This is a genomic window from Klebsiella sp. CN_Kp066, assembly GCF_040065135.1.
Taxonomy (GTDB): domain Bacteria; phylum Pseudomonadota; class Gammaproteobacteria; order Enterobacterales; family Enterobacteriaceae; genus Klebsiella; species Klebsiella oxytoca.
On sequence record NZ_JBEAIU010000054.1, the window covers coordinates 78,797 to 91,175 of the forward strand.

Genomic DNA, 12,379 nt, shown 5'->3' on the forward strand with positions numbered 1-12,379 from the left:
GGAAATATCATGGCTGAAGTTATTTTCAACAAACTGGAAAAGGTCTACTCCAACGGCTTCAAGGCGGTACATGGTATCGATCTGAAAATCGCGGACGGCGAGTTTATGGTTATCGTTGGGCCGTCCGGCTGCGCCAAATCGACCACCCTGCGCATGCTGGCTGGACTGGAAACTATCAGCGGCGGCGAAGTGCGGATCGGCGAAAAAATCGTGAATAATCTCGCGCCAAAAGCGCGCGGCATTGCGATGGTGTTCCAGAACTACGCGCTCTATCCGCATATGACGGTGCGCGAGAACCTCGCCTTCGGCCTGAAGCTGAGCAAGCTGCCAAAAGACCAGATTGAGGCCCAGGTAAACGAAGCGGCGAAAATCCTTGAGCTGGAAGAACTGCTGGATCGCCTGCCGCGTCAGCTCTCCGGCGGACAGGCACAGCGCGTAGCGGTTGGCCGCGCGATTGTGAAGAAACCGGATGTATTCCTGTTCGATGAACCGCTCTCTAACCTTGACGCCAAGCTGCGCGCCTCAATGCGTATTCGTATTTCCGACCTGCATAAGCAGCTGAAAAAATCCGGTAAACCGGCGACCACCGTCTACGTCACCCACGATCAGACCGAGGCGATGACCATGGGCGACCGCATCTGCGTGATGAAGCTGGGCCATATCATGCAGGTGGATACCCCGGACAACCTCTATCACAAGCCGAAAAACATGTTTGTGGCCGGGTTTATCGGCGCGCCGGAGATGAATATTCGTCCCAGCCAGCTGGTTGAGCAAGCGGGTCGCCTGCATCTGACCGTTGGCGACGGTCTGCTGCCGCTAAACGACCGACTGCAGAGCAAGGTCGACACCCATAAGAACCAGCAGGTGTTCTTTGGCGTGCGTCCGGAATTTGTCTCCATCTCCGATGAACCGTTTGCTGAAGGCTCCTGCCCCGGCGAGATGGTGCGCGTGGAAAACATGGGCCATGAATTCTTCGTCTACCTGAAGGTGGCCGATTATGAACTGACCGCCCGCGTGCCTTCAGATGAAGCGAAGCCAATGATTGAGAAAGGACTTCATCGCACGGTGCATTTCAAATTCGATCTCAACAAGTGTCATATCTTTGACGCCAAAACTGAACAGAACATCTCTCTGTGAACCCTGGAGTATTAAAATGAAAAAAGTGCTTTTAAGCGCCGCAATCTCCGCCACTTTGGGCCTTACCGCGTTGCCTTCTATGGCAAAGGATGTCGACCTGCGTATGTCATGGTGGGGCGGCAACGGCCGTCACCAGGTGACCCTCAAGGCGCTGGAAGAGTTTCATAAACAAAACCCGGATATCAACGTTAAAGCGGAATATACCGGCTGGGACGGCCATCTTTCGCGCCTGACCACGCAAATCGCCGGCGGTACCGAGCCGGACGTGATGCAAACTAACTGGAACTGGCTGCCAATCTTTTCGAAAAACGGCGAAGGCTTCTACGATCTCAACAAGATGAAGGACGTGATCGACCTGAGCCAGTTTGATGCCAAAGAGCTGCAAACCACCACGGTAGACGGCAAGCTTAACGGTATACCTATTTCCGTGACCGCGCGCGTCTTCTATTTTAACGATGAAACCTGGAAAAAAGCGGGCGTCGAGTACCCGAAAACCTGGGACGAGCTGATGGCGGCGGGTAAAACCTTTGAGAGCAAGCTGGGTAAACAGTATTACCCGGTCGTGCTGGAGCACCAGGACACTCTGGCGCTGCTCAATTCATATATGATTCAGAAGTACAACCAGCCGGCTATCGATGAAAAAACCAAGAAATTCTCCTACAGCAAAGAGCAGTGGGTCGAATTCTTCCAGATGTATAAAAAGCTTATCGACAGCCACGTGATGCCGGACACCAAGTACTATGCCTCGTTCGGTAAGAGCAACATGTATGAAATGAAGCCGTGGATTCAGGGCGAGTGGGCGGGTACCTATATGTGGAACTCCACTATTAACAAATACTCCGACAACCTGAAGCCGCCAGCGAAGCTGGAGCTGGGCAGCTATCCGATGCTGCCGGGCGCTACCGATGCAGGTCTGTTCTTTAAACCTGCGCAGATGCTCTCCATTGGTAAATCCACCAAAAATCCGGAAGCGGCGGCGAAGGTGATCAACTTCCTGCTGAACAGTAAAGAAGGGGTTGAGACGCTGGGTCTTGAGCGCGGCGTGCCGCTGAGCAAAGTGGCGGTGCAATACCTGACCGAAAACGGCGCGATCAAAGAGGACGATCCGGCGGTATCGGGCCTGCGCCTGGCGCAGTCCCTGCCGGCCAAACTCTCGGTGTCGCCGTACTTTGATGACCCGCAGATCGTCGCCCAGTTCGGCACCTCTCTGCAGTACATCGACTACGGGCAGAAAACCGTGGAAGAGACGGCAATTGACTTCCAGCGTCAGTCTGACCGCATCCTGCGCCGCGCGATGCGCTAATTGCCTGTTATCGGAACCTACCCCGCAGCTCCGGCTGCGGGGTATTTTTTTAGCAAGGAGTGAAGTGAATCATGAAAGGCAAAATCATCCCGCTGAGCTTTCTGCACACGCAGGACAGCGAAACCGGTCACCAGGTGATCCGGATGACGCCACCGCATGTTATCTGCCATCGCAACTATTTCTATCAAAAATGCTTTACCCGGGATGGCGGCAAGCTAATTTTCGGCGGCGCGTTTGAAGGCCACTGGAACTACTATTTACTCGACATCGCCGGCCAGCAGGCGACCCAGCTCACCGACGGGCCGGGCGATAACACCTTTGGCGGTTTCCTTTCCGCCGACGACCGGTCGCTGTGGTATGTGAAAAACAACCAGCAGCTGCGCCGCGTGGATCTGGCCTCGCTGGAGGAACAGGTCGTATATCAGGTGGATGACCAATGGGTAGCCTACGGAACCTGGGTCGCCAACAGCGATTGCAGTCAGATGGTCGGAATCGAAATCAAAAAAAGCGACTGGCAGCCGTTGACCGACTGGGGCAAGTTCCGCGCATTCTACTTCACCGAGCCGGAGTGCCGGTTGATTAATATCGATCTGCGCAGCGGCGAACAGCGCGTGGTATTGCAGGAAAAACGCTGGCTCGGCCACCCGATTTACCGCCCGTTTGACGACAGCACCATCGCCTTCTGCCATGAAGGTCCGCGCGATGCTATCGATGCCAGAATGTGGCTTATCAACGCTGACGGCAGCAACATGCGCAAGGTTCGCCAGCACCAGCCGGGTGAGAGCTTTACGCACGAATTCTGGGTACCGGATGGCTCCGCGCTTTACTATGTCGCGCATCAGGAAAACGATCCGCATCGCTATCTGTATCGCGCCGACCCGGCAACGCTGGAAAATCGCCAGTTGATGGCGATTCCTCCGTGTTCGCATCTGATGAGCAATCACGATGGCAGCCTGGTGGTCGGCGACGGCGCGCCGCACAGCACCGGCGATATCCAGCTTAACGATCCGTTTATTTGGGTGTTTGATATTGCCGCCGATAGGCAGACCGCCGTGTGCCGCCACGACTCTACGTGGAAAGTGATTGAGGGCGAGCGCCAGGCGACGCATCCGCATCCGTCGTTTTCACCGGATAACCGCTGGGTGCTGTTTACCTCCGATAAAGAGGGTATGCCCGCGCTGTATCTGGCGGAGGTGTAGTGATTCGGCAACGTCCCGGCTCGCGCGATGCTTAGCCGGGCTACCGCCGTCAGCGATCCCGCTGCCCGGATAGATGCACAAGCGTCGATTCCGGGAAATTATGCCACTCTGCGCGCTGCTCCCGGGGGCGGCGCGCCTGCCCGGGCTACAGGTCAACAGCCCTCTGCGATCCCGTAGCCCGGACAGATGCGCAGCATCGCCTCCGGGAAACCTTATCCAGTACAGGCTCCGATTCTCTCCCCAGGGGCGGCGCAAAGCGCTTGCCCGGGCTACAGATCAACAGCTCTCTGCGATCCCGTAGCCCGGGTAAGGCGTTTACGCCGCGACCCGGGAAGATGTCAGAAGAAATATTTAAATCGCACCCGCGCGCCGTAGCGTTCATCGGTATTACCGCTTTTCGCCGCCGATGAATCGAGCCATGACGCATAGGCCCCGAGATAAATATTAAAGTTTGGCATATCCATAATATTCGGCAGCTGCCAGGAGGTATGAATAGTGTGGATGTCGTAGCGCCCCGGCGTCAGAATCGCGCAGTCGCCATCGCACTCCGCGCTCACGCCGGAAAGATTAAACTGGTCGATTTTGTTATGCGCATAGATATAGCCCAGCTCCACGCGATGCCATAAAGCGTTGATACCGGCGCTGAAATCCTTTTCATCCGCCGCGTCCAGATACGCGGTGCTCAGGTTCACCACCGCTCCGTCCTCGGCATCAGTCTTCAGCGTATTCCAGCTCATGGTCATACCGTAGCCGGTGCGGCTGGACTGATCGACCCAGCGCCCGTTCTGATTCTGATAGCCGTAAGCATTGTTAACGAGGTTACTCTCCATTGCTGCCGCCACCGACCAGGGGCCAGACTGCCAGGACGCCACCGGACGCACGTACACCACGTTTTTACGATTATCGAGCGCGTTGCCGTGATAGTTCTGATCGACAAACAGCGAGCTGCCGTCCTCCACCAGCGTATTCACCTCAAAATACCAGTTATCGATATTTTTACTCAGCAGGAAATTGCCGCCGCTGCTGCTGCGTCCGCGCCCCTCTTTCATCATATAAATATAGCCGTAGCCGTCGCTATACAGATCGTTGGCCGTGTTGCCGGAATATTCAATAAAGGTATCCTGATTAAGCGGGAACATATCGTAGGCTTCAAAACGACCGATTTTAATTTTCCAGTCATCCTGCTGACCGAAGAAAAATGCGGCATCATCAAGATTCATTTTGCCATTCATATCCGCCAGCGGCTGTACGCTGAATCCGGCATATTTACCGTTAGCCCCTTTGCGTAATCCATCAAAGCCCAAAAGAATGCGGCCGTTAATATCCCAGCGTTCCTTATCTCCCGGCGCCCAGTTTTTATTGGCACTGGTTTTCACCGACGTCAGGCTACCGGTACGACTGGCTCCGTCCATATTAAACTCAACGTCGCCATAGAATTTTAATTCACCATAATCATTAAGCTGTAAAGCAGGTTTAGCCGGTGCGGCGCTGGCCACCGTGGCCGCTGGCGTTTCCTGACCTTTCAGCGCGCGGATTTCTGCCTCCGCGCTGGCCGCCCGCTGCTCGGTCGCCTTTAGCCGTTGTTCCATTTGCGCCAGCCGTTCCTCAAGAGATAACGGCGCCTGTGCATTAGCCAGAGGGGTAAATAAAGACGTCAGAACACACCCGACCCAGATTTTATTCATCGGAAAACCCTTTATTATTTAGTTAAATGATATTTTTTATTTTATGGGTAAAGCACGATAATAATAACCCGTCCATCCTCGCAGACGGGTTATTAACGATCATTCAATAATTATTATTCCAGCTGCCACGCTCCTGCTTCAGTTAAATACGCCGAACCGCTCCAGGCAAATAGCGATAATTCACGGCGAGTGGCATCCGGATATATACGACTACTCAGACAGGCCTCGCCATCATTAACAAACACTTCGACGGAAGAGCTATCGAAAAATACCCTCAGCTTCAGATCGGCCCCCTCGGTCAATGGGACGCTGCGAGTGCCGCACAGGCCATACTGCGGATAATGCCGCTCCAGCACAAGGCGCTGCATCTGCGCATCCACGTAAACGCGCAGACCATCGCCTAAGCTCAGGCCATACTGCTCTGCGTTGCTGCTGGCGCAGTCCCAGTGGAGGATCGCTTCCATCGCCTCGCAGTTTTCCACCATCGTGGTCTGCTGGTTCTTCAGCGTCGTCACCGGCCACGGGAAGCTGGCGCCGCGCATGCTCTCGACCTCTTTCGCCGGACGCATTTGTAGCCGATTATCCGCGCTCAGGCTCAGTTCACGCGGCAGCGAAAGCATGCCCGCCCATCCATCCTGCTGCTCCGGCAACGGCGATTCCCACATATCCAGCCAGCCGATGACAATGCGGCGGCCGTCGGGAGTGAGGAAGCTTTGCGGGGCATAAAAATCATGCCCGTGATCCATTTCCACAAACGCCCCCTCGCGCACAAACGCCTGTCCCGGCTGCCATTCACCGAGCAGATAACCGCTCTGGAACAGGTTGCGGTTTTGATAGCCTTTAGCCGCAAGCCCCTGCGGAGAAAACATCAGAATATGCTTGCCGTTGAGGGCGAAGAAGTCCGGGCATTCCCACATGTAGCCCATCTCTTTTTCCGCCTCGTCTAGGACGCCGGCATCCTGCCACTGGCGCAGGTCGGCTGAACGATACAGCCGCACCTGGCCGGTATCGCCATCGCGAGCGCCGACGATCATGTACCAGCTGTCCCCTTCTCGCCACACTTTCGGGTCGCGGAAATGGTGCATACCCGGCGGGGTGTCGACCACAATCCCCTGACGTTCGAAGTGAATGCCGTCGCGACTGGTCGCCAGACACTGCACCTGATAAAGATTGGCTTCGTCGCTCGGGTCGCCGTGGAATTTGTGCCCGGTATAAATCAGCGCCAGCGTATCGCCATCCACCACCGCCGAGCCGGAGAAGCAGCCGTCTTTATCCTCCGGGCCTTCCGGGGCCAGCGCCACCGGCAGATGCTCCCAGTGCACCAGATCCTTGCTGCGCGCGTGGCCCCAGTGCATCGGCCCCCATTTGGTAGAGTACGGATGGTGCTGGTAAAACGCGTGATACCAGCCGTCAAACCAGACCAGGCCATTAGGATCGTTGATCCAGCCCGCGCGGGCGGCCAGGTGGTAGCGCGGATACCAGCGCAGGTTCAGCTTTTCATGTTTAGCCTGCAGTTCTTGCTCAGCCCGGGAAATGGAATAGGTCATATTCATTACTCTTTTGATTCAGATAGCGGAAGTTTGCGGCATCAGCGGGTCCGCAGAGGACTTGCTTGAACGCAACAAGAAGATGGAGATAAAGGTGGTGCAGAACACCAGCAGTCCCATAATCAGATAGGACTGGGCGAAGCCGTATTTCTCATAGCTATAGCCCGCCAGCGGCGACAGGACGGTGGCGATAACCGAGCTGGTGCAGGCAAAGCCGACCAGGTAGAGCGTGGATGAAAGACGCTTATCGAAGTTTAAACTGTTGTATTTAAAGATTGAGACCAGCAGCACCGGCAGTTCGACCGCGTGCAGCAGTTTCGTGATGGAGATTAGCAGCGGCCCTTCCACCAGTCCGGAAGCCACCATCCGCATGGCCATCACCATCCCGGCGAAGATCAGGCCGTTTTTCGCACCAATACGGTTAACCAGCCACGGCGCGCAGAACATACCGGCGGCCTCCAGGAACACCTGGAACGAGTTCAGATAGCCGTACATCTCATTACCTTCCTGCAGCGTCGGAAACTGGGAGGAGAAGTAGACCGGGAACTGCTGGTCATATACGCCGTAAATACAGGTGCCAATCACGAAGAAGACCAGCGCCCAAAAGCGCGGCAGGGTCAGCAGACGCAGAGCATCTTCCAGCGTCACTTTACCGCCCGATACCGCTTCCTGCATGGCGTGCGGCGCAGAAGAGACCCGCAGGCGCGCCAGGAGAATGAAGAATACCAGGCCAGAGCAGCTGGCGACGGCGAAGTTTAAATGCGGGTTAATGTTGAACAGTAATCCGGCGAAGAACGTCGCCACCGCCCAGCCCAGCGACCCCCACATCCGTGCTTTACCAAATTCAAACTGGCTCTGGCGCGCGACGCGCTCGGTGTAGGACTCCAGCACGCCGATGCCGCCGTTGAAGGTCAATCCAATATAAATCCCGCCGAAAATACTGCCGAGTAACACGTTAATTTTCAGCAGATAGCCAAACACCATATAGGCCGGCCCGGAGAGGATCAGCAGTACGGTAATGTACCAGAGCAGATTTTTCCGCAAGCCGAGCTTGTCCTGAATAAAGCCGTAACACACCTGCGCAAAAAGCGCGGAGACCGAAAGCACCGAAAAGATAATCCCGGTATCCCCCGGCTTAAGGCCCACTTCCTGGTGCAGCCAGATAGAGAGCAGCGAGCCTGAAGAGGACCAGGTCACGAAAAAGAAAAATAGTAACGCACTGAGTAACGGATAGCTGTGAGAGTGATGCGCTTTCATCATGACATTCTCATGTTGGAGTAATGCTATTATGGTAACGTTAACAAAAAGCGAAACTCACTTCGTTTTGCTGAGATTCATGATGTTAATCACAAAAGTTAACGTTAACATAGCAGGAATGCGATCGCGATCAAATATTCATCGCCTGCGCCCGCGCCAGCGGTACGATAGAATATCGTATGATCCTTTTACATCAGTAACTTAGTAATACCCGCCGCCGACGGCAAGGGTGGAGCACTTAAATATGGCATCTCTGAAAGATGTGGCAAAGCTGGCGAATGTATCGCTGATGACGGTCTCCCGGGCGCTCAATAGCCCGGAAAGGCTCAAGCCGGAGACCCTGGCGCGCGTCCAGGCGGCAATCGAACAGACCAACTATGTCCCCGACCTGTCGGCGAAAAAAATCCGCGGCGCTCATGCGACGCCAAACACTATCGGAGTGCTGGCGCTGGATACCGTCACCACGCCATTTTCAGTAGAGATTACGCTCTCCATCGAAGAAACCGCGCGGGCGCACGGCTGGAACAGCTTCGTGGTCAATATGTTCTCTGATGATAGCCCGGAAACCATTGTCGACCTGCTGCTCTCCCATCGCCCGGATGGCATTATTTACACCACGATGGGCCTGCGTCAGGTGCCGCTTCCGGCCAAGCTGTTAACCCTCCCCTGCGTACTGGCCAACTGCGAAAGCCTGCACGATCCGGTCGCCAGCTATATTCCGGACGACGAACAGGGCCAGTATACGGCGGTACAGGCGCTGCTGGCCGCTGGCTATCGCCGCCCGCTGTGCCTGCATCTTCCGGCCAATCATCTGGCCACCGTCCGCCGCCGCGAGGGACTGGAGCGCGCCTGCCGGGAAGCGGGTATTGACCCCGATACGCTCGACCACAGCTATATGGCCTACGGCGATGAGCACTATCGCGATATTCCCGCCATCGTGCTGGCGCACATCGTTCGACAAACGCCGCAGTTCGATTCAGTGATTTGCGGCAACGACCGCATCGCGTTTATGGTTTATCAAACGCTGCTGGCGCAGGGGCTGCGCATTCCGCAGGATGTGGCGGTTGTGGGTTACGATAATATGGTGGGAATTGGCGATCTGTTTTTACCGCCGCTCTCAACGGTGCAGCTACCGCACTATGATATCGGGCGCCTGAGCGCCCTGCATATTATAAACGGCGACAGCCATCGGGAGACAGTTCGGGTTGCCAGCCCCTGGCTGCCGCGCGACTCATTATAATTAATTGCCGATATTGCGCAGTTTCTCGCCGGACATCAGCTTACGTTCAATATGTTCCAGAGTGACGTTTTTGGTTTCCGGGATCAGCCAGAAAGTCACGCCAATGAAGGCGACGTTCAGCGCGGTATAGAGCCAGAAGGTTCCCGCCGCGCCAATAGCATCCAGCAGCGTCAGGAAGGTCGCGCCGATGATCATATTCGACACCCAGTTGGTGGTAGTGGAGCAGGTAATACCGAAATCGCGGCACTTCAGCGGCTGAATTTCCGAACACAGGATCCACACCACCGGCGCGGCGCTCATCGCATAGCCAGCGATGCACATCATGGTCATCCCCACCGACAGCCAGGAGAGGCCGCTGGAAGCGGTGCCGTTATCAAACTGCATCAGACAGTAGCCCAGCACCAGCGTGCCGATGGCCATCACGCTAAAGCCAATTTTCAGCGCCGGTTTACGTCCGGCCTTGTCGACGGTAAAGACGGCGATAAAGGTGGCGAACATAAAGGTCAGGCCTACCACCAGGGTCGCGACCATCTGCTGTTCCGTGGTGGTGAAACCCGCCATTTTAAAGATGCGCGGCGCGTAGTACATGATGATATTCATACCGGTAAACTGCTGCATCGCCTGCAACAGCATGCCGAGAAATACCGCCCGACGCACGTTGCGGTTGACCTTAAACAGCGCCCAACCGCCCTGCTTCAGCTTCAGGCTTTCACGGATCTCATTCAGTTCGTCGCGGGCTTTCTCTGACGTGTCGCGCAGCATTCGCAGCACCTCTTCCGCTTCCACGTGACGCCCTTTTTCCGCCAGCCAGCGTGGGCTGTTTGGCAGGAAGATCACCAGGATAATCAGCACCACCGCAGGCAGCGCCAGCACGCCAAGCATGGCTCGCCAGTTGCCGCTGTAGCTAAACGCGGTATCTGAGAGAAACGCCATCACAATCCCGAGAGTCACCATCAGCTGATACATACTGATCATCTTCCCGCGCACGTTTTCGCTCGCCATTTCCGACAGATACAGCGGCGCGGTATACGAGGCGATCCCCACGGCAACGCCGAGAACGATCCTCGCCACCAGCAGCATTTCAACGCTGGTCGCAAATGCAGAGCCCACGGAGCCGGCGACGAACAGCACCGCGCCAACCATCAGACTGTATTTACGCCCGAGGCGGAAAGAGAGCCAGCCGTTGAATAGCGCGCCAATAGCGGCTCCCAGCATCATGCTGCTCACCACCCACTCCTGCAGGCGGCTGGATAAAACGAAATGATCGGTGATAAAGGGCAGCGCCCCGGCGATGACCCCGATATCGAGGCCAAACAGCAGACCCGCCACCGCGGCGGCAATGGAGACAAACTGATTCATACGTCGGGTATCGCGCTGCGAACGCGGCATGGTTGTAGAGTCGTGACTGATAGAGGTCATTTTTTTCCTGCCAGACGAAGTAAGACATACGATGAAACTACGGGATCGGCGGCTTAAAGTGTCAGGCTGGACAAGCCAAAGATATGGATTAAGTTGCTACAGGCAGTGGTTTTGTGATGGACATTCAACTTTGCAAAGAACAGAAAATAAGCATTTCAATCGCAGAAACCCCTGGCATAGATAGATGATCACCGGAAAAACAAATAACCCATATGGACTATTCTCATTTAATGATATGGACAATACTCATTAGGACATAAAAAAACCCTGCCGAAGCAGGGTTTCTCATTGCGCGGATATCGCGGCAAAAATTAGCGCGCCAGCCAGCCGCCGTCCACCGCCACGGTATAGCCGTTGACGTAGTCAGACGCGCTGGAAGCCAGGAATACCACCGGCCCCATCAGGTCGCTCGGCAGGCCCCAGCGTCCCGCCGGGATACGGTCGAGGATTTCGCTGCTGCGCTGTTCGTCAGCGCGCAGCTGCTGGGTATTGTTGGTCGCCATATAGCCGGGCGCCAGCGCGTTAACGTTGATGCCGTGCTTAGCCCACTCGTTCGCCAGCAGACGGGTCACGCCCATCACCGCGCTTTTGGACGCCGTGTAAGACGGTACGCGGATACCGCCCTGGAAAGAGAGCATGGAAGCGATATTGATAATCTTGCCGCCGGTGCCCTGGGCAATAAAGTGTTTCGCCGCTGCCTGAGACATAAAGAACACGCTCTTAATATTCAGGTTCATGACGTCGTCCCAGTTTTTCTCGCTGAATTCGATCGCGTCTTCGCGACGAATCAGACCGGCGTTGTTAACCAGAATGTCGATATGACCGAACTCAGCTACCGCGCGCTCCAGCAGCTGCGGGATGCCGTCAATCTGACGCAGGTCGGCGGTCAGGCTGAGAAAACGGCGGCCCAGCGCCGTTACGCGCTCAATGGTTTCGGTCGGTTCAACAATATTGATACCGACGATGTCGCAGCCGGCTTCCGCCAGGCCGACCGCCATACCCTGGCCCAGACCGGTATCACAACCGCTCACAACGGCCACTTTGCCCTGCAGGGAGAATGCGTCAAGAATCATACTTGGTTCCTTAATCTTTCAGAGCCTGTGTAGGCACAGGCAAGGTTCTGATAGTTCAGCCTGCTGCTTACGCAGACCCTTATGGTTTGAAGAACTCTCAGGGATTTACCCTTCTAAAAATAAAACAGAGTTCCGTTTTACAGTGAGCACATCTTAGCCCCGGCTAAAGTCATTTTCAATTATTATTAAAACATCGTTTCAATTTTAAGACTGTTAAATGTTAAAAATGCAAAACAGATCACGAAGCGGTGATTGATAAACCGTGAAAACCCTATTTAACTCAATAAAATACAATTAGTTAGATAAACTTAAAAAAAAGACGAAGGATCGTAAAAAAACGGCAGGAAAACAAAGATCGTTCTGGCGAGAGCCAAAGCGGCGGAAAAAAAGTGCGATCCAGAGCAAATCGTTGTTGCGAATTGCGTCCGTCATCACAAATAATGAAACGACGTTTTGATAAATTAACACCCATCTTTTAAATCTACTTCCACTGGCCGGTCAACGCAGGCGGGCGATACC

The 12,379-nt window shown here is 55.1% G+C and carries 9 protein-coding genes; 4 read left to right on the plus strand and 5 right to left on the minus strand.

The genetic code is table 11. The features are described from left to right. Window positions 1-9: 9 nt before the first annotated feature. The 3 genes from ABLV75_RS21885 to ABLV75_RS21895 all read left to right on the plus strand — a co-directional run bounded on the left by ABLV75_RS21885 (window position 10) and on the right by ABLV75_RS21895 (window position 3,639). On the plus strand, window positions 10-1,137 hold the full coding sequence (locus tag ABLV75_RS21885) for an ABC transporter ATP-binding protein (RefSeq protein WP_004105304.1): 1,128 nt from the start codon (window positions 10-12) through the stop codon (window positions 1,135-1,137). A 16-nt stretch (window positions 1,138-1,153) separates the two neighbouring features. Continuing rightward, complete coding sequence (locus ABLV75_RS21890; protein WP_004105307.1) at window positions 1,154-2,440, plus strand: ABC transporter substrate-binding protein; 1,287 nt, start codon at window positions 1,154-1,156, stop codon at window positions 2,438-2,440. A 68-nt stretch (window positions 2,441-2,508) separates the two neighbouring features. Beyond that, window positions 2,509-3,639 carry an oligogalacturonate lyase family protein gene (locus tag ABLV75_RS21895; RefSeq protein ID WP_032692184.1) on the plus strand — a complete coding sequence of 377 codons (1,131 nt, stop codon included), beginning with the start codon at window positions 2,509-2,511 and terminating at the stop codon, window positions 3,637-3,639. Window positions 3,640-3,977: 338 nt separating this feature from the next. On the opposite strand, the gene ABLV75_RS21900 is transcribed toward ABLV75_RS21895, so the two are convergent. The 3 genes from ABLV75_RS21900 to ABLV75_RS21910 form a co-directional block, all read right to left on the minus strand. After that, on the minus strand, window positions 3,978-5,324 hold the full coding sequence (locus tag ABLV75_RS21900) for a carbohydrate porin (RefSeq protein ID WP_004115141.1): 1,347 nt from the start codon (window positions 5,322-5,324) through the stop codon (window positions 3,978-3,980). A 113-nt stretch (window positions 5,325-5,437) separates the two neighbouring features. After that, on the minus strand, window positions 5,438-6,871 hold the full coding sequence (locus ABLV75_RS21905) for a glycoside hydrolase family 32 protein (protein ID WP_032729072.1): 1,434 nt from the start codon (window positions 6,869-6,871) through the stop codon (window positions 5,438-5,440). An 18-nt stretch (window positions 6,872-6,889) separates the two neighbouring features. Next, window positions 6,890-8,131: an MFS transporter gene (locus ABLV75_RS21910; protein WP_004105313.1), complete on the minus strand. Its 1,242-nt coding sequence runs from the start codon at window positions 8,129-8,131 to the stop codon at window positions 6,890-6,892. 241 nt (window positions 8,132-8,372) lie between these two features. Between ABLV75_RS21910 and ABLV75_RS21915 the strand changes: the two genes are divergently transcribed. Next, on the plus strand, window positions 8,373-9,368 hold the full coding sequence (locus ABLV75_RS21915) for a LacI family DNA-binding transcriptional regulator (protein ID WP_004105314.1): 996 nt from the start codon (window positions 8,373-8,375) through the stop codon (window positions 9,366-9,368). Here the strand turns inward: ABLV75_RS21915 and ABLV75_RS21920 are convergent, their stop codons facing one another. Both ABLV75_RS21920 and kduD read right to left on the minus strand, forming a co-directional pair. Continuing rightward, window positions 9,369-10,787, minus strand: coding sequence for a sugar porter family MFS transporter (locus tag ABLV75_RS21920; protein ID WP_004105316.1), 1,419 nt, complete (start codon window positions 10,785-10,787; stop codon window positions 9,369-9,371). Between the two features lie 311 nt (window positions 10,788-11,098). Further along, the gene (kduD, locus tag ABLV75_RS21925; RefSeq protein ID WP_004105319.1) at window positions 11,099-11,860 is read right to left on the minus strand and encodes a 2-dehydro-3-deoxy-D-gluconate 5-dehydrogenase KduD; all 762 of its coding nucleotides are present in this window, start codon (window positions 11,858-11,860) and stop codon (window positions 11,099-11,101) included. Between the last annotated feature and the right edge of the window lie 519 nt (window positions 11,861-12,379).